Source organism: Metapseudomonas otitidis, from assembly GCF_011397855.1.
Taxonomy (GTDB): Bacteria; Pseudomonadota; Gammaproteobacteria; order Pseudomonadales; family Pseudomonadaceae; genus Metapseudomonas; species Metapseudomonas otitidis.
Genome location: NZ_AP022642.1, coordinates 183,242 through 201,179, shown reverse-complemented (window position 1 = coordinate 201,179; position 17,938 = coordinate 183,242). Strand labels below are relative to the sequence as shown.

Genomic DNA, 17,938 nt, shown 5'->3' with positions numbered 1-17,938 from the left:
GGGGTCTAGATGGACGCTTTCACTTACCGCGACGGTGAGCTGTTCGCGGAAGGCGTGGCCTTGTCCGCCATCGCCTCGCGCTTCGGCACCCCCACCTACGTCTATTCCCGCGCGCACATCGAGGCGCAGTACCGCTCCTATGCCGATGCCCTGCAGGGCGTGCCGCACCTGGTCTGCTACGCGGTCAAGGCCAACTCCAACCTGGCGGTGCTGAACCTGCTGGCGCGCCTGGGCTCGGGCTTCGACATCGTCTCCAGCGGCGAGCTGGAGCGCGTGCTGGCCGCCGGTGGCTCGGCTGACCGCATCGTCTTCTCCGGCGTCGGCAAGAGCCGCGACGACATGCGCCGCGCACTGGAAGTGGGCGTGCACTGCTTCAACGTGGAATCGGTGGACGAGCTGGAGCGCCTGCAGGTGGTCGCCGCCGAGATGGACGTGAAAGCGCCGATCTCCCTGCGGGTGAACCCCGACGTGGACGCTGGCACCCACCCGTACATCTCCACCGGCCTGAAGGAAAACAAGTTCGGCATCGCCATCGAGCAGGCGGAGGCCGTCTACCTGCGCGCCGCCTCGCTGTCGAACCTGGACGTGATCGGCGTGGACTGCCACATCGGCTCCCAGCTGACCAGCCTGCCGCCCTTCCTCGACGCCCTCGACCGCCTGCTGGCACTGGTCGACCGCCTCGCCACCCAGGGCGTGCACATCCGCCACCTGGACCTCGGCGGTGGCCTCGGCGTGCGCTACAAGGACGAGCAGCCGCCCGTTGCCGGCGACTACATCAAGGCCGTGCGCGAGCGCATCGCCGGGCGTGACCTGGCGCTGGTGTTCGAGCCGGGCCGCTACATCGTCGCCAATGCCGGCGTGCTGCTGACCCAGGTGGAATACCTCAAGCACACCGAGCATAAGAACTTCGCCGTGATCGACGCGGCCATGAACGACCTGATCCGCCCGGCCCTGTACCAGGCCTGGATGGACGTGGTACCGGTGCAGCCGCGCGACGGCGAGGCCCAGCGCTACGACCTGGTCGGCCCGATCTGCGAGACCGGCGACTTCCTCGCCAAGGACCGCGACCTGGCCCTGGCCGAGGGCGACCTGCTGGCCGTGCGCTCGGCCGGTGCCTACGGCTTCGTCATGAGCTCCAACTACAACACCCGCGGCCGTGCCGCCGAGGTGATGGTGGATGGGGAACAGGCCTACGAAGTGCGTCGCCGCGAAACCCTCGAGGAACTCTACGCCGGCGAAAGCCTGCTTCCGGAGTAAGTCCATGCTGCTGCGTTTCACCAAGATGCACGGCCTGGGCAACGACTTCATGGTGCTCGACCTGGTCAGCCAGCACGCGCACATCCAGCCCAAGCACGCCAAGCAGTGGGGCGACCGCCACACCGGCATCGGCTTCGACCAGTTGCTGATCGTCGAGGCCCCCACCAACCCGGACGTGGATTTCCGCTACCGCATCTTCAACTCGGACGGCTCCGAGGTGGAGCAGTGCGGCAACGGCGCCCGCTGCTTCGCCCGCTTCGTGCTGGACAAGCGCCTGACCGTGAAGAAGCAGATCCGCGTCGAGACCAAGGCCGGCATCATCGAGCTGGATGTCCGCGCCGATGGCCAGGTCCGGGTCGACATGGGCCCGCCGCGCCTCGTGCCCCAGCAGATCCCCTTCGTCGCCGAGGCCGAGGCCCTGAGTTACCCGGTCGACGTGGACGGCCAGACCGTCCAGCTCGCCGCCGTGTCCATGGGCAACCCCCATGCCGTGCTGCGCGTCGAGGATGTGGACCGCGCCCCGGTCCACGAGCTGGGCCCGAAACTCGAACACCATCCGCGCTTCCCGCAGCGGGTCAACGTCGGCTTCCTGCAGGTCCAGGATCGCCACCAGGCCCGCCTGCGGGTCTGGGAGCGCGGCGCCGGGGAAACCCGCGCCTGTGGCACCGGCGCCTGTGCCGCCGCCGTCGCAGCCATTCGCCAGGGCTGGATGGACTCCCCCGTGCAGTTGGAGCTGCCGGGCGGCAAGCTGACCATCGAATGGGCCGGCCCCGGCCAGCCCGTGATGATGACCGGCCCGGCCGTACGCGTGTACGAAGGCCAGGTCCGCCTATGAACGAGCCGAGAGCATGAGCGAGAAGCACCCCGACGCGCCGCGCGCCCTCGATTCCGAGTCGGTCGCGGCCTACCTGCGCCAGCACCCGGAGTTCTTCGTCGACCACGAGGAGCTGATCCCCGAACTGCGCATCCCCCACCAGCCTGGCGAGGCCGTCTCGCTGGTGGAGCGCCAGGTGAAGCTGCTGCGCGAGCGCAACATCGAGATGCGCCACCGCCTGTCCCAGCTGATGGACGTGGCCCGCGACAACGACCGCCTGTTCGACAAGACCCGCCGCCTGGTGCTCGACCTGCTGGACGCCAATACGCTGGAGGAAGTGGTCGGTGCCATCGAGGACAGCCTGCGCCATGAGTTCCAGGTGCCCTTCGTCAGCCTGATCCTGTTCAGCGACAGCACCCTGCCGGTGGGCCGCAGCGTCTCCAGCGCCGAAGCGCACCAGGCCATCGGTGGCCTGCTGGTGGCGGGCAAGACCATCTGCGGCGTGCTGCGGACCCACGAGCTGGAGTTCCTGTTCGGCGCGGAAGAGGGCGCCAAGGTCGGCTCGGCCGCCGTCGTCTCCCTCAACCACCAGGGCCAGCACGGCCTGCTGGCCATCGGCAGCCCGGACCCGCAGCACTACAAGAGTTCCCTCGGCACCCTGTTCCTCAGCTACATCGCCGAAGTCCTGGCCCGGGTGCTGCCGCGCCACGCCACTCCGCTGCGCTCGGTGCGCTGAGCGCAGCGCGCCGGGAGGACCGATGAAGGCCGATCTGGAGCGCTACCTCGAACACCTGCGCAGTGAGCGCCAGGTTTCCCCGCACACGCTGGAAGGCTACCGGCGCGACCTGGAGAAGGTCGTGGCCCTGGCCGAAGGCTTCGGCCTCGATGACTGGACCACGCTGCAACCCCGTCCGCTGCGCAGCATGGTGGCGCGCCTGCACCAGCAGGGGCAGTCCGCTCGCAGCCTCGCCCGCCTGCTTTCCGCCGTACGCGGCCTGTACCGCTACCTGATCCGCGAGGGCCGCTGCCGTCACGACCCGGCCAGCGGCATCAGTGCGCCCAAGGGCGAGCGACGCCTGCCCCGCACCCTGGATGCCGACCGCACCCAGCAGTTGCTGGATGGTGCAGTGGAAGATGAATTCATGGCCCGCCGCGACCAGGCCATCCTCGAGCTGTTCTATTCCTCCGGCCTGCGCCTCTCGGAACTGGTGGGCCTGGACCTGGACCGCCTGGACCTGGCCGACGGCAGCGTGCGGGTGATCGGCAAGGGCAACAAGATCCGCGAGCTGCCCCTCGGGCGCATGGCGCGCCAGGCCCTGGAGCGCTGGCTGCCCCACCGCGCCAGCGTGTCCCCGGTGGACGGCGCCGTCTTCGTCACCCGCCAGGGGCGGCGCATCGGCCCCCGCGCCGTGCGCGAACGGGTGCGGGTGGCCGGGGTGCGCGAACTGGGCCAGCACGTCCATCCGCACATGCTGCGGCACTCCTTCGCCAGCCACATGCTGGAGTCCTCCCAGGACCTGCGGGCGGTGCAGGAGCTGCTCGGCCACGCCGACATCTCCACCACGCAGATCTACACCCACCTGGACTTCCAGCACCTGGCGGCGGTCTACGACAAGGCCCACCCCCGGGCACGACGCAACGGAGCCAAGGACGAGGAATGAGCATCCAACTGGTGACCTTCGACCTGGACGACACCCTGTGGGACGTCTCGGTGGTGATGCAGGGCGCCGAAGCCACCCTGCGCGAATGGCTGGGCAACGAGGCGCCGCGCCTGGGGCCCGTGCCGATCGAGCACCTGTGGGCGATCCGCGCCCGCCTGGTGGACGCCACCCCCGGGCTCAGGCACCGCCTGAGCGAGCTGCGCCGGCGCATCCTCTTCCATGCCCTGGAAGAGGCCGGTTATCCACAGGCCGAGGCCGCAGAGCTGGCGGAGGCCGGCTTCCAGGTGTTCCTGGCGGCGCGGCACCGCATCGACCTGTTCCCCGAGGTGCACCCGACCCTGGAGCGCCTGGCCAACCACTACCGGCTGGCCGTGATCACCAACGGCAACGCCGACGTCCGCCGCCTGGGCCTGGCGGACTACTTCCAGTTCGCCCTCTGCGCCGAGGAACTGGGCATCGGCAAGCCGGACCCACATCCCTTCGAAGAAGCGCTGCGCCGGGCCGGCGTCCCCGCCGCCCAGGCGGTGCACATCGGCGATCACCCCAGCGACGACATCCAGGGCGCCCGCAATGCCGGCATGCGCGCGGTGTGGTTCAACCCCCAGGGCAAACCCTGGGACGGCGACGACCACCCCGACGCGGAGATTCGTACCCTGGACCAGCTACCCACACTGCTGGAGCGCTGGCACCGGGGTGCCTGACCCCGAATCGCAGGCATGAAAAAGCCCGCATCAAGCGGGCTCTTCCAGGCAACTCAATCAGATGGGGCGGCTGCCGTACTTGCTGTCCGGCTTCTTGGGCGGGTCGGCGACCACGTTGGGCTCCACCTCCTGCACCTTGCCGCCACGGGCCAGGAATTCCTCCATGGCACGGGCCAGCGCATCGCGCTCCTTCTGCTTGGCTTCGACGCTGGGCAGCTCCTCGACCTCGACGGCAGCGGCTTTCTTGCCCTTGCCGGCAGGGGCGGGGGATTCGCCGTCATCGCTGTCGTCGCCACTGTCCTCGGCGGCAGCCAGCTCCTCGCCTTCGTCCTCGTCGCCCGCTTCGAGCTCGTCTTGTTCCAGTTCTTCGTCGCTCATTCTTCTACCTCGTGTCTTGCAAGAGCAGGTTAGTTATAGCCCAGTCGCGCCAGGTTTCTACGCGCCCGGAAAAAATCACGATGCCTCGCCGTAGAGGGTCGCCAGCACCCGACGCGCACCGCCCTGATCGCGGTGTTCGCCGAGGTAGATCCCCTGCCAGGTACCCAGGGCGAGCGCCCCGTCACGCACCGGCAAGGTCAGCTGGCAGCCCAGCAGGCTCGACTTGAAGTGCGCCGGCAGGTCGTCCGGGCCTTCGTAGTCATGTTCGTAGCCACCCTCGCCCTGGGGCACGAGGCGGTTGAAGAACCGCTCGAAATCGCGCCTCACGGAGGGGTCGGCATTCTCGTTGACGCTCAGTGAAGCCGATGTGTGTTGCAGCAGCAGGTGCAACAGACCGATACGGCAGCGACCCAGTTCCGGCAATCCGGCCAGCAGCTCGTCGGTGACCAGGTGGAAGCCTCGCGCACGCGGCTTCAAGGTGATCAGCGTCTGGTGCCACATGGGCGCCACTCCCTCGGATTTCGCTCGGCGCGCATTCTAGCGCGGCCTCTGAAAAAGCAAAGGGCGCCTTTCGGCGCCCTTGGCAGCGGTTCGCACGCCCCGGAGGGGCCGGCGGGCTTACAGGTTGTAGCCGCGCTCGTTGTGCTGCGCCAGGTCGAGGCCGACGGTCTCTTCCTCTTCGTTGACCCGCAGGCCGATCACCAGGTCCAGCACCTTGAGGATCACGAAGGTGACCACAGCGGTATAGACGACCGTGAAGGCCACGCCCTTGAACTGGATGAACAGCTGGGCCGCGATGTTCTCGACGGTGCCGAAGCCACCCAGGGCCGGTGCTGCGAACACGCCGGTCAGCAGGGCGCCGACGATGCCGCCGATGCCGTGCACGCCGAAGGCGTCCAGGGAGTCGTCATAGCCCAGCTTGCGCTTGAGGCTGGTGGCGCTGAAGAAGCAGATCACGCCAGCGGCCAGACCGATCACCAGGGCGCCCATCGGGCCGACGGTGCCAGCGGCCGGGGTCACGGCGACCAGGCCGGCGACCACACCGGAGGCGATGCCCAGGGCACTCGGCTTACCGTGGGTCAGCCACTCGGCGAACATCCAGCCCAGGGCAGCCGCCGCGGTGGCGATCTGGGTGACCAGCAGGGCCATGCCCGCAGTGCCATTGGCCGCCACGGCGGAGCCGGCGTTGAAGCCGAACCAGCCCACCCACAGCATGGCCGCGCCGATCAGGGTGTAGCCCAGGTTGTGCGGGGCCATCGGGGTGGTCGGGTAGCCCTTGCGCTTGCCCAGCACGATGCAGGCCACCAGGCCGGCGATACCGGCGTTGATGTGCACTACGGTGCCACCGGCGAAGTCCAGCACGCCCCAGTCCCACATCAGGCCGCCGTTGCCGCTCCACACCATGTGGGCGATCGGCGCGTAGACCAGGGTGAACCACACGGCCATGAAGATCAGCATCGCCGAGAACTTCATGCGCTCGGCGAAGGCACCGACGATCAGGGCCGGGGTGATGATGGCGAAGGTCATCTGGAAGGTGATGAACACGCTTTCCGGCACGGCGTACACCAGGCTGCTGGTGTTCAGGCCGCTGAGGAAGGCCTTGGACAGGCCGCCGATGAAGGAATTGAAGTTGACGACGCCCTGCTCCATGCCGGTGGTGTCGAAGGCCAGGCTGTAGCCGTAGACGACCCAGAGCACGCTGATCAGGCCGGTGATGGCGAAGCATTGCATCATCACCGAGAGGACGTTCTTGGAGCGGACCATGCCGCCGTAGAACAGCGCCAGGCCGGGAATGGTCATGAACAGCACCAGTGCCGTGGCGACGATCATCCATGCGGTGTCGCCACTGTTCAGCACGACCTCGTCGGCGGCCATGGCCAGGCCGGGGGTAACGAGGGACAAAAGGGCTCCTAGCCCTGCGGCTTTACGCAGAGTCATGTGGTTTTCTCCTGGGGCGTTGGGGTTCGGAGGCTTAGATCGCGTCGGTGCCGGTTTCGCCGGTACGGATGCGGATGGCCTGTTCCAGATTCACGACGAAGATCTTGCCGTCACCGATCTTCCCGGTGTTGGCCGCCTTGGTGATGGCCTCGATGACACGGTCGAGCTGGTCATCGGCGATGGCGACGTCGATCTTCACCTTGGGCAGGAAGTCGACGACGTACTCGGCGCCACGGTACAGCTCGGTGTGGCCTTTCTGGCGCCCGAAGCCCTTGACCTCGGTAACGGTGATGCCCTGCACGCCGATCTCGGACAGCGACTCGCGCACGTCATCGAGTTTGAACGGCTTGATGATGGCAGTGACTAGCTTCATGAAACTTCTCCCGTATTTGGTGGACTTGCCCCAGGAAAACGAACCCGGCTCAAGTCTAAGCGCAGTGCCTGGCTTTGTAACGCGTCGAACCGCCCTGGCCCGGCCCGCTTCGACGCCAACCAACCGCTCCTGGCGAAACACTCCCCCGCCTCGCCTGACGCACCGGTACTGCATCGGTGCACCCTTCACCAGCGCTAAAGCAGAAAGCTTGCCAGCTCGCCCAAAAGCCCGGTTTTTCAAGCAGATAGTGGCCCTTGGCCGTGGCGCCGGGCGGCACTGCCCCAAAACGATGCACGGAAAAGGTGCACGCGCACTTCAGCCATTGCTCGGAAATCGTGCGTCGGCCTGTCGCCCGACTCGGCCGGGACCCCGTGGTAAACTCCGGCCCGCCCTGTCAACGGATGCCCACCATGCTGCCGCCCAAAGCCCTGCTCGATGCCCTCGGCTCCCACGCCTCCCGCCTGTTCAATGGCGACACCCCGCTGCCCCGCGCCGAATTCGAGGCCCAGTTCAAGGCCCTGATGCAGAGCGCCTTCAGCAAGCTGGACCTGGTCAGCCGCGAGGAATTCGACAGCCAGATGGTGGTGCTCGCCCGTACCCGCGCGCGCCTGGAAGCCCTGGAGGCGAAGGTCGCGGAGCTGGAAGCCCAGCTGAACCCGCCGCCCACGGAGTAAGCCACTCCGGCCGGGCGGACCGATCAAGGAGCGATCCATGTCCCTGGCCCTCGTCCACAGCCGCGCCCAGGTCGGCGTGGAAGCACCCGCCGTCACGGTGGAGGCGCACCTGGCCAACGGCCTGCCGTCCCTGGCCCTGGTCGGCCTCCCGGAAACCGCCGTGAAGGAGAGCAAGGACCGCGTCCGCAGCGCCCTGCTCACCAGCGGTTTCGAATTCCCCCTGCGGCGCATCACCCTCAGCCTTGCACCAGCCGATCTTCCCAAGGAAGGCGGACGCTTCGACCTGGCCGTCGCCCTCGGCATCCTCGCGGCCAGCGGCCAGGTGCCCGCCGCAGCCCTGGAGCAGTTGGAGTGCCTCGGCGAGCTGGCGCTGTCCGGTGCCCTGCGTCCGGTGCAGGGCGTGTTGCCCGCTGCGCTGGCGGCGCGCGCTGCCGGACGGGCGCTGGTGGTGCCCCGGGAAAACGCCGAGGAGGCCAGTCTGGCCAGCGGCCTGACGGTGTTCGCCGTGGGTCACCTGCTGGAGCTGGCCGCCCACCTCAACGGCCAGTCGCCGCTGGCACCGTTCCAGAGCCAGGGCCTGCCGCTGCAGGCCGCGCCCTATCCCGATCTCGCCGATGTCCAGGGCCAACTGGCAGCCAAGCGTGCGCTGCTGGTGGCCGCCGCAGGAGCCCACAACCTGTTGCTGTCCGGCCCGCCCGGCACCGGCAAAACACTGCTGGCCAGCCGCCTGCCAGGCCTGCTGCCACCGCTGGAGGAACACGAGGCCCTGGAAGTGGCCGCCATCCATTCGGTGGCCAGCCAATCGCCGCTGGCGTGCTGGCCCCAGCGTCCCTTCAGGCAGCCTCACCACAGCGCGTCCGGCCCGGCCCTGGTGGGTGGGGGCAGTCGTCCGAAACCCGGCGAGATCACCCTGGCGCACCAGGGTGTGCTGTTCCTCGACGAGCTGCCGGAGTTCGACCGCAAGGTGCTGGAGGTCCTCCGAGAGCCCCTGGAAAGCGGCGAGATCATCATCGCCCGGGCCAACGACCGGGTGCGCTTCCCGGCGCGCTTCCAGCTGGTAGCGGCCATGAACCCCTGCCCCTGCGGCTACCTGGTCGACGAGACCCACCGCTGCCGCTGCACGCCGGAGCAGATCCAGCGCTACCGGGCCCGGCTCTCCGGCCCGCTGCTGGACCGCATCGACCTGCACCTGACGGTCGCCCGCGAAGCCACGCACCTGGGCGCGCCCGTCAGCGGCGGGCTCGACAGTGCCACCGCTGCCGGGGAAGTCGGACGAGCCCGGCGTCGGCAACTGGCTCGCCAGGGCTGCGCCAACGCCTTCCTCGACCTGTCCCGGCTGCACCAGCACTGTCCGCTGACGCCCGACGACCAGCATTGGCTGGAGCAGGCCTGCGAGCGCCTCGGGTTGTCCCTGCGTGCCGCGCACCGGCTGATCAAGGTGGCCCGCACCCTCGCCGACCTGGCGGACGCGCCCGACATCCAGCGCCACCACCTGGCCGAGGCCCTGCAGTACCGGCCGACCAGCAGCTGAAAAAACTATGAGGAACAAGGTGCCGAAAGAGCCGATCTATCGACTCTGTTAGACTGCGCCGCCTTCCGCCCTTGGCGGCCATCCGATCGAAAGGAGAGCTAGCTCAATGGAGGCACGTTCGTCTTCCCCATCCACCCTCAACCCACCGGTGTTCTACGGCTCTGCCGTCCTCGTCATCGCCCTGGTGCTCTACAGCACCCTGGCCCGCGACCAGGCACAGTGGCTGTTCGGCCAGATCCAGCAGTGGATCGTCCTGAATGCCAGCTGGTTCTACGTCCTCAGCGTCGCGCTGATCCTCATCACCGTCGTCTTCCTCGCCGTCAGCCGCTTCGGCGACATCCGTCTCGGCCCCGACCACAGCCGCCCCGACTACGGCAACGGCACCTGGTTCGCCATGCTCTTTGCCGCCGGCATGGGCATCGGCCTGATGTTCTTCGGCGTCGCCGAACCCCTGATGCACTACGTCAACCCGCCGGTAGGCGACCCCCACACCGTGGCCGCCGCGAAGGAGGCCATGAAACTGACCTTCTTCCACTGGGGCCTCCACGCCTGGTCGATCTACGCCATCGTCGCGCTGATCCTGGCGTTCTTCTGCTTCCGCCATGACCTGCCGCTGACCCTGCGCTCGGCGCTCTATCCGCTGATCGGCGATCGCATCTACGGCCCCATCGGCCATGCGGTGGACATCTTCGCCATCCTCGGCACCGTGTTCGGCATCGCCACCTCCCTGGGCTACGGCGTGCTGCAGATCAACGGCGGCCTGCACCACCTCTTCGGCGTCCCAGTCAGCACTCCGGTGCAGCTGGCACTGATCGCAGGCACCTGCGGCCTGGCCACCCTCTCGGCAGCCAGTGGGCTGAACAAGGGCATCAAGGTCCTGTCGGAACTGAACCTGGCGCTGGCGACCCTGCTGATGCTGCTGGTGCTGGTCCTCGGCCCCACGGTGTTCCTGCTGCAGACCTTCGTGCAGAACACCGGCGGCTACCTGTCGGAGATCGTCAGCAAGACCTTCAACCTCTACGCCTACGAACCCACCGACTGGATCGGCGGCTGGACGCTGCTCTACTGGGGCTGGTGGCTGTCCTGGTCGCCCTTCGTCGGGCTGTTCTTCGCCCGCATCTCACGCGGCCGCACCATCCGCGAGTTCGTCTGCGGGGTGCTGTTCGTCCCGGCCGGCTTCACCCTGCTGTGGATGACCATCTTCGGCGACACCGCCATCCACATGGTGCTCAACCAGGGCTACCTCGACCTGGTGGAAACGGTGCAGCAGGACAGCTCGCTGGCACTGTTCGCCTTCCTCGACCACTTCCCACTGTCCACCCTGTTGTCGCTGCTGGCAGTGGCGATGGTGGTGGTGTTCTTCGTCACCTCGGCCGACTCCGGTGCCCTGGTGCTGGACATGCTGGCCTCGGGGGGAAAAGAGAACACCCCGCTGTGGCAGCGCCTGTTCTGGTCGATCCTCACCGGCGTGGTGGCCATGGCGCTGCTGCTGGCCGACGGCCTCAAGGCCCTGCAGACCGCCACCATCGCCAGCGCGCTGCCCTTCGCAGCGGTGTTGCTGGCCGCCACCTGGGGCCTGCTCAAGGCCCTGCGGCTGGACGCCACCAAGCGCGGTATCCGCTACCAGGCACTCGCCCTCTCGCGCCCGGCGCAGCAGCAGCTGGGCGGCTGGCAGCGGCGGCTGCGCAACATCCTCATGTTCCCCCGGCGCAGCCACGTCACCCGCTTCATCGACGAAGTGGTGCGCCCGGCCTGCCTGGAGGTGGCCGACGAGCTGCGCAAGCAGGGCTGCGCGGTGGAAGTGCTGAACGGCGAGGACGGCCGCTGCAAGCTCAACGTCGGCCATGGCGAGGAGGTGGACTTCAGCTACGAGGTGCGCCCGCGCTCGCTGCTGCTGCCGCGCTTCATGGCCCGCGAAGGGGGCGAGGAGAACGGCGACGCCCGCAAGTACTTCCGTGCCGAGGTGTACCTGCGCGAGGGCGGCCAGGACTATGACGTGATGGGCTGGAGCCGGGAGGAAGTGATCGGCGACCTGCTCGACCAGTACGAGAAGCACCTGCACTTCCTCCACGTGGTGCGCTAGGCACCGATGACAGGGCCCGGCCTGGCCGGGCCCCGGTGGGTCAGCGGAAGCGGCCCACTTCCTGGCGCAGCTCCTCGGCCAGGCGGTCCAGCTCCCGGGCCGTCTGCGCCAGGTTCGCCACCACCTCACGCTGCTCGCTGTTGGCCAGGGCGATGCTCTGCAGGTTGCTGCTGAGCAGGGTCGCGGTGCTGCTCTGCTCCTGGGTGGCGGTGGTGATGGCGGTGACCTGCTCGCCGGCGGCGGCGCTCTGCTGGGCGATCCGTGCCAGCGCGTCGGCCACCTTGGCGTTGCGTGCCAGGCCTTCCTGCATCAGCGCCTTGCCGTGCTCCATGGTGCTGATGGCGCTGGCGGTCTCCTGCTGGATGCTGCCGATCATGCTGGAGATCTCGGTGGTCGCCTCGCGGGTGCGGCCGGCCAGGCTGCGCACCTCGTCGGCCACCACGGCGAAGCCACGGCCCTGCTCGCCGGCCCGGGCGGCCTCGATGGCGGCGTTGAGGGCCAGCAGGTTGGTCTGGTCGGCGATGGCGGTGATGACGCCGACGATGCCGCCGATCTCCTGGGAGCGCTGGCCCAGGGTGTTGATCACCTCGGCGGTGTCGTTGAGCGCGTTGGCGATCTGTTCCAGGGCCGTGGACGCCTCGTCCATCGCCACCTGGCCGATGCGCGTCTGCTGGGCGTTGTCGCTGGCCAGGCGCTCGGTGGCACGCATGTTGTCGGCGATGTTCAGCGAGGTGGCGCTGAACTCCTCCACCGCGCCGGCCATGCTGCTGATCTCGCCGGACTGCTGCTCCATGCCCTCGTGGGCGCCGCTGGCCAGGCCCGAGAGCACCTGGGAGCGGCTGCTCACCTGCTGAGCGGAACTGCGGATGTGCGCCACCATGGTCGACAGCGCCTCGCCCATCTGGTTGAAGCTGCCGGCCAGCTCGCCGATCTCGTCACGGCTGGACACGTCCAGGCGCACCCCGAGGTTGCCGGCGCCCAGGGCGCGGGCCTGGTCCACCAGGTCGCCCAGGGGCTTGAGGCGCAGGCGCAGCAGGCCGATCACCGCAGCCACCGCCAGCACCATCGCCAGCAGGCTGCCGAGGGCCAGCTGGCTGCCGACCCGCCAGGTGACCTCGCCGATCTCCTCCTCGGGCATGCTCGCCACCACCTGCCAGGGCCCGTCGACGAAGGGCAGGGCGATGCTGAAGAAGTCCTCGGTGCCGTCGCTCCAGAACAGCCCCTTGCCGGGGTTGGCCTGCAGGCTCTTGAGGGCATCGCCGATGGCTTCCGGGCGGCGCACGCCGGCGGGGGCCACCAGCCATTTGCCGGTTTCGTCCAGCAATGCCAGGGAGCCGGTGCGGCCGATGCGGAAGCGCTCCAGGTTCCTGAACTGGGCGTTCTGCGCGTCGGTGTAGTCGAAGCCGACGAAGAGCACGGCGATCACCGCACCGGTGTCGTCGCGCACCGGGGTGTACTGGGTCATGTAGTAGCGGTCGAACAGCAGGGCCCGGCCCACGTAGTTCTGCCCGGCCAGCAGGCGCTGGTAGGCCGGGTGGGCGTGGTCGAGCACGGTGCCGATGGCGCGGGTGCCGTCCTGCTTGTTCAGCGAGGTGGTGATGCGCACGAAGTCGGCGCCATCGCGGACGAACACCGTGGCGACGCCAGCGGTGAGCTGGCGGAATTCGTCCACCAGGGTGAAGTCGTTGTTCAGCACCTGGCCGTTGAGGTACAGCGCCGGCGGGGTCAGGGCCGCCACCGGTACGCGCTCGCCGCTGTGCAGGGTGAGGCCCTGGGCAAAGCGCTGCTCGAACAGGCTGGCCAGGCGCTGGGTGCTCTCGCGCAGGCTGCCATGGAAGGTGGTGAGCTGGTCGGCCAGCAGGCGGGCCTCGCTGGCCAGGTGCTCCTCGCGGGTGGCCAGGTTGGCCTTGTCCAGCGAGCGCAGGGCGAAGAGGGTGCTGCCGCTGATCAGCAACACGAGGATCAGGGCGAGGGCGGCGGCGAGCTGCCAGGCAATGCGTGACCTGGGCTGGTTCATGGGGGGAATCTCCGGAAATAGGGCAAGGCGACACGCGAGGAGGTCTCTGCCCCCTTCGCGGGGCGGCGAGAATACTTGAGTGCCCTACTGAGGTATAGGACGGCTGTGCTTCGCTGCGAGCTGTTCTTTCCGATGTTGCCGTCAGGCCGACGAACGGCCGCTCAGTCCAGCAATTCCACAGCCGGCAGGTCCATGGCGGCCACTTCGGCGAGGAGGAAATCCCGCAGCCGCTGCAGGCGTTCCTGGTCCCGGCGACCGCGTGGCCAGACCAGGTAATAGCTTTCGCCGCTGGCCACTGCAGCCGGCCAGGGCAGGCCGATGCGGCCGCTGGTGGCGTCCTCGGCGATCATCACCAGGTCGCCGATGGACACCCCATAGCCCCGGGTGGCGGCGACGATGCCCAGCTCCAGGGTGTCGAACACCTGGCCGCCCTTCAGCGAGACCTGCTCCTCCAGCCCCATGCGCTGCAGCCAGCGCCGCCAGTCGCGGCGGTCCGGCGTGGGGTGCAGCAGCTCGGCCTGGCGCAGCTGCTGCACCGTCCAGGGCTGCCGGGCCTGGGCGGGCTCGCAGACCGGGATCAGCCACTCCGGGAACAGCCGCGTCACCTCCCAGTCCTGGGTGAAGTGGCCGTTGGAGAGCAGCACCGCGCAGTCGAACGGCTCGTGCTGGAAGTCCACCTTGTCCACGTCCATCCAGGCGCTGGTGAGCTGCACCTCGTTCTCCGGGCTGAGGTGGCGGAAGCGCGACAGCCGCGCCAGCAGCCAGCGCATGGTGAGGGTGGAGGGGGCCTTGAGGCAGAGGTTGCCGTCGTCCACCCGCAGGATGGAACAGGCGCGCTCCAGGGCGTCGAAGCCCTCGCGCAGGCCGGGGAGGATGACCCGCGCGGCCTCGGTCAGTTGCAGGTGGCGACCCCGGCGCTCGAACAGGCGGCAGGCGAAGTGCTCCTCCAGAGTGCGGATGTGCCGGCTCACCGCGCTCTGGGTGATGGCCAGTTCCTCGGCCGCGCGGGTGAAGGAGGCGTTGCGTGCCGCTGCCTCGAAGGCACGCAGGGCATAGAGCGGGGGCAGGCGGCGGGACATGGCGACACTCTCGCATGAGTCAGAGTCATGGAAGGGATCATTTTTTTCCTTTTGTGGCGGGGCTTCAAGGCCTGGGAGAATTCGCCGCATCAGGGCCGCCCGCCTGGCGTCTCTCCCCTGCGTGGTGATCATTACTCATGCCTGCATCCCTCCGGCCGGAACTCCTGGCCATCCTCCGCCTTGCCGGCCCGCTGATCGCCGCGCAACTGGCCAACGTGCTGATGGTGTTCACCGACACGGTGATGATGGGCCTGCTGGGCCCGGCCGAACTGGCTGCCGGCGGCCTGGGCGCGGCGAGCTATTCCTTCGTCTCGATCTTCTGCGTGGGGGTGATCGCCGCCGTGGGCAACCTGGTGGCGATCCGCCACGGCGCCGGGGACGTGGCCGGCGCCGCGCGGCTGACCCAGGCCGGGATGTGGCTGGGCTGGGGCCTGGCCCTGGCGGCCGGGCTGCTGCTGTGGAACCTGGCGCCGCTGCTGCGGGTGTTCGGCCAGGAGGCGCACAACATCGAGGGCGCCATGCAGTTCCTCTCCACCCTGGTGTTCGCGCTGCCCGGCTACATGACCTTCATGGCCCTGCGCGGCTTCACCAGCGCCATCGGCCGGCCCGGCCCGGTGATGGCCATCAGCATCGGCGGGGCGCTGGCCAACTTCGCCCTCAACTATGTGCTGATCCACGGCTGGTTCGGCCTGCCCCGGCTGGGCCTGGCGGGCATCGGCCTGATCACCGCGCTGGTGATGACCGCCATGGCACTGCTGCTGGCCTGGCACGTGACGCGTCACCCGGCCTATGCCGCCTACTCGCTGCGCCACGGCCTGCTGCAGCCGCGCCTGGACGACCTGCGCGAGCTGCTGCGCCTGGGCCTGCCCATCGGCGGCACCTATGCGGTGGAGTCCGGCCTGTTCGCCTTCGCTGCGCTGTGCATGGGAGCCCTGGGCAGCCAGGCGCTAGCCGCGCACCAGGTGGCGATCATGTCGGTGTACGTGGCCTTCATGGTGCCGGTGGGTATCTCCTATGCGGTGACCTTCCGCATCGGCCAGCACTTCGGCGCCGGCCGCCTGGAGGACGCACGCCGCGCCGGGCGGCTGGGCATCGGCCTGGGCGCCGGTTGCATGCTGAGCTTCGCCGCGCTGTTCTGGCTGGCGCCGGAGTGGGTGGTGGGGCTGTTCCTGGAGCGTGGCAACGCCGAGTTCGAAGCGGTGGTGCAGATGGCCGTGGGCCTGCTGGCGATCGCCGCCTGGTTCGAGCTGTTCGACGGCATCCAGACCATCGCCATGGGCGCCATCCGGGGGCTGAAGGATGCCAAGACCACCTTCCTGGTCGGCCTCGGCTGCTACTGGCTGGTGGGCGCCCCGGCGGCCTGGCTGCTGGCCTTCCACTTCGGCTGGGGCCCGCAGGGCGTGTGGTGGGGGCTGGCCTCGGGGCTGGCCTGCGCGGCGCTGGGGCTGACCCTGGGCTTCGAGTTCAAGACCCGCCGCCTGTTGCGCGTCGAGCCGGCGGTTGCCGCCCGGGCTTCGGTGGCGGCCTGAGGCTCAGCCCTCGGGTTGGCCGAGGGCCGGCTGGCGCACGCCGAACACCAGGAAGCGCGCCAGCTCCACCAGCGGCAGGGGCTTGCTGATCCAGTAGCCCTGCACCTGGTCGCAACCGAACTGCCGCAGCAGGGCGAGCTGGTCGGTGTTCTCGACGCCTTCGGCCACCACTTCGAGCTTGAGGTTGTGCGCCAGGTTGATCATGGCCCGCACCAGCTGCTGGTTCTCCGGGCGCGCCTGCATGCCGCCGACGAAGCTCTTGTCGATCTTCAGCAGGGTGATGGGCAGGCTGTTGAGGTGGACGAAGGAGGAGAAGCCGGTGCCGAAGTCGTCCAGGGAGAAGCGCACGCCCACCTTGCCCAGTGCCTGCATGGTGGTGAGCACCTGCTCGCTGCGGCGCATGACGGCGGTCTCGGTCAGTTCGAACTCCAGCCAGCGGGCGTCCACGCCGCGCTCGTCGATGAGGCGGGTGAGGGTGGGCAGCAGCTGGCTGTCCTGGAACTGGCGGAACGACAGGTTCACCGCCATGTGCAAGGCCGGCAGGCCGCGCCCGCGCAGCCACTGCATGTCGCGCAGGGCCCGGGCGATGACCCAGTAGCCCAGCGGCACGATCAGCCCGCTCTGCTCGGCCAGGGGCACGAACTCGCTGGGCGCCAGCAGGCCGCGCTCGGCGTGGCGCCAGCGCACCAGGGCTTCGAGGCCGACGATGCGGCCGGTCTTCAGGCACAGGCGCGGCTGGTAGTGCAGCTCCAGTTCGTCCCGGCGCAGGGCCCGGCGCAGCTCGCCTTCCAGGTCGGCAAGGCTGCGGGCGCCCCGGTTGAGGTGCGCGTCGAAGAGGTGGAAGGTGCAGCCCTGGGCGCCCTTGGCCTGCTGCATGGCGATGTGGGCGTGCCACATCAGCGGGTCGGCGCCTTCGTCCGGGCGGGCATGGGCCAGGCCCAGGCTGCAGCCGATCAGCAGGCTCTCGCCATCGACCCAGAAGGGCTCGCCGAGGGCCTCCATCAGGCGCGAGGCCAGGCGCTCGGCGCGTTGCGGGTCGCGGCGGGTGTCCAGCAGCAGGGCGAATTCGTCGCTGCCCAGGCGGGCGACCTGGTCACCGGGGGACAGCTCGGCCTTGAGCCGCGCCACCACCTGCAGGATCAGCCGGTCGCCGGCCTGGTAGCCGAGGGCATCGTTGGCGTGGCGGAAGTTGTCCAGGTCGAGGTGGCCGAGGGTCAGGCCGGTGCCGCCGTATTCCACCAGCCGCGCGGCCAGGAGGGTCTGGAAGCCCTGGCGGTTGGCGATGCCGGTGAGCGGGTCCTGCTCGGCCAGGCCCTGCAGGGTGCCCTGCATCCGCTGGCGTTCGCCGAGGTAGCGCAGGCAGCGGCGCAGCAGGTCCAGGTCGAGGCGCTCGCGCGGCAGCCAGTCATGGACGCCGGCGGGCAGCTCGCCCGGGTCCTGCTCCAGCAGCAGCACGGTGGGCAGGTGGCAGCGGCCGGGCATGGGCAACAGCTCGGCGGTGCAGAAGAGGATGCCTTCGGTGCCGTCGTCGAACAGGCTCGAGGCGGCTTCCCAGGTGGGGGCGGTGATCAGGAGGTAATCGGGCCCGAGGGCCTCGAACAGCGGGCGAACCCCTTCCGCCCAGCCAGGCGTGTCCGCCAGCAGCAACAGGTGCAGGGGCTTCGCGAGCGCAGACAATCTGACCTCCCCAGGTCACAAGAAGCAGTGGCGCCAGGCGCCTGTTCGCGTCGTAGTCGACGTCGTCTTATTCGTGCACTACCGGCACGTTGTTGGCTCACCGGGCTCGAATGAGATCGCCTCTCAGACCCAGGTGCCGGAACAATCGTACTGGAAGTGTGGAAATAGCCAAGTCGCAACCTGCCCCAAAGGGGGGCTGGATCACACTGTGGAACGGACTTCGGCA

Annotated in this window: 16 protein-coding genes; 9 read left to right on the top strand and 7 right to left on the bottom strand. The window is 68.9% G+C overall.

The genetic code is table 11. The features are described from left to right. Positions 1 to 9: 9 nt before the first annotated feature. From lysA to PotMrB4_RS00965, 5 genes are read left to right on the top strand one after another with little or no spacing between them, the layout of a single operon-like run. A complete protein-coding gene (lysA, locus tag PotMrB4_RS00985; protein WP_044400800.1) occupies positions 10 to 1,257 on the top strand; it encodes a diaminopimelate decarboxylase in 1,248 nt (415 codons plus the stop codon). 4 nt (positions 1,258 to 1,261) lie between these two features. Then, entirely contained in the window at positions 1,262 to 2,092 is an 831-nt protein-coding gene (gene dapF, locus PotMrB4_RS00980) for a diaminopimelate epimerase (protein WP_044400797.1), read from the top strand. A gap of 13 nt (positions 2,093 to 2,105) precedes the next feature. Then, on the top strand, positions 2,106 to 2,807 hold the full coding sequence (locus tag PotMrB4_RS00975; protein ID WP_172432279.1) for a DUF484 family protein: 702 nt from the start codon (positions 2,106 to 2,108) through the stop codon (positions 2,805 to 2,807). A 22-nt stretch (positions 2,808 to 2,829) separates the two neighbouring features. Continuing rightward, a complete protein-coding gene (gene xerC / locus PotMrB4_RS00970; RefSeq protein ID WP_044400790.1) occupies positions 2,830 to 3,732 on the top strand; it encodes a tyrosine recombinase XerC in 903 nt (300 codons plus the stop codon). Further along, on the top strand, positions 3,729 to 4,433 hold the full coding sequence (locus PotMrB4_RS00965) for an HAD family hydrolase (RefSeq protein ID WP_172432278.1): 705 nt from the start codon (positions 3,729 to 3,731) through the stop codon (positions 4,431 to 4,433). The genes xerC and PotMrB4_RS00965 overlap by 4 nt, the downstream gene beginning before the upstream one ends. A 57-nt stretch (positions 4,434 to 4,490) precedes the next feature. On the opposite strand, the gene sutA is transcribed toward PotMrB4_RS00965, so the two are convergent. From sutA to glnK, 4 genes are all read right to left on the bottom strand, one after another. Further along, the gene (sutA, locus tag PotMrB4_RS00960) at positions 4,491 to 4,811 is read right to left on the bottom strand and encodes a transcriptional regulator SutA (RefSeq protein WP_044400784.1); all 321 of its coding nucleotides are present in this window, start codon (positions 4,809 to 4,811) and stop codon (positions 4,491 to 4,493) included. A gap of 75 nt (positions 4,812 to 4,886) precedes the next feature. After that, on the bottom strand, positions 4,887 to 5,312 hold the full coding sequence (locus PotMrB4_RS00955; protein ID WP_044400781.1) for a secondary thiamine-phosphate synthase enzyme YjbQ: 426 nt from the start codon (positions 5,310 to 5,312) through the stop codon (positions 4,887 to 4,889). Between the two features lie 117 nt (positions 5,313 to 5,429). Beyond that, the gene (locus tag PotMrB4_RS00950; protein ID WP_044400778.1) at positions 5,430 to 6,749 is read right to left on the bottom strand and encodes an ammonium transporter; all 1,320 of its coding nucleotides are present in this window, start codon (positions 6,747 to 6,749) and stop codon (positions 5,430 to 5,432) included. A gap of 34 nt (positions 6,750 to 6,783) precedes the next feature. Next, on the bottom strand, positions 6,784 to 7,122 hold the full coding sequence (glnK, locus tag PotMrB4_RS00945; protein ID WP_003457590.1) for a P-II family nitrogen regulator: 339 nt from the start codon (positions 7,120 to 7,122) through the stop codon (positions 6,784 to 6,786). Positions 7,123 to 7,532: 410 nt separating this feature from the next. On the opposite strand from glnK, the gene PotMrB4_RS00940 reads away from it, so the two are divergent. From PotMrB4_RS00940 to betT, 3 genes are all read left to right on the top strand, one after another. Further along, on the top strand, positions 7,533 to 7,796 hold the full coding sequence (locus PotMrB4_RS00940) for an accessory factor UbiK family protein (protein ID WP_044400771.1): 264 nt from the start codon (positions 7,533 to 7,535) through the stop codon (positions 7,794 to 7,796). A gap of 37 nt (positions 7,797 to 7,833) precedes the next feature. After that, entirely contained in the window at positions 7,834 to 9,327 is a 1,494-nt protein-coding gene (locus PotMrB4_RS00935; protein WP_172432277.1) for a YifB family Mg chelatase-like AAA ATPase, read from the top strand. Between the two features lie 106 nt (positions 9,328 to 9,433). Then, complete coding sequence (gene betT, locus PotMrB4_RS00930; protein WP_044400764.1) at positions 9,434 to 11,410, top strand: choline BCCT transporter BetT; 1,977 nt, start codon at positions 9,434 to 9,436, stop codon at positions 11,408 to 11,410. Between the two features lie 40 nt (positions 11,411 to 11,450). Here the strand turns inward: betT and PotMrB4_RS00925 are convergent, their stop codons facing one another. Together PotMrB4_RS00925 and PotMrB4_RS00920 are read right to left on the bottom strand one after the other, a co-directional pair. Continuing rightward, positions 11,451 to 13,427 (bottom strand): methyl-accepting chemotaxis protein, encoded by a 1,977-nt coding sequence (locus PotMrB4_RS00925; protein ID WP_172432276.1) that lies wholly within the window; start codon positions 13,425 to 13,427, stop codon positions 11,451 to 11,453. Between the two features lie 161 nt (positions 13,428 to 13,588). After that, entirely contained in the window at positions 13,589 to 14,506 is a 918-nt protein-coding gene (locus PotMrB4_RS00920; RefSeq protein WP_172432275.1) for a LysR substrate-binding domain-containing protein, read from the bottom strand. Positions 14,507 to 14,643: 137 nt separating this feature from the next. On the opposite strand from PotMrB4_RS00920, the gene PotMrB4_RS00915 reads away from it, so the two are divergent. Further along, positions 14,644 to 16,035, top strand: coding sequence for a NorM family multidrug efflux MATE transporter (locus PotMrB4_RS00915; RefSeq protein ID WP_074966968.1), 1,392 nt, complete (start codon positions 14,644 to 14,646; stop codon positions 16,033 to 16,035). Between the two features lie 3 nt (positions 16,036 to 16,038). Here PotMrB4_RS00915 and PotMrB4_RS00910 read toward each other — a convergent pair whose 3' ends face one another. Further along, positions 16,039 to 17,712, bottom strand: coding sequence for a putative bifunctional diguanylate cyclase/phosphodiesterase (locus PotMrB4_RS00910; protein WP_172432274.1), 1,674 nt, complete (start codon positions 17,710 to 17,712; stop codon positions 16,039 to 16,041). Positions 17,713 to 17,938: the final 226 nt, after the last annotated feature.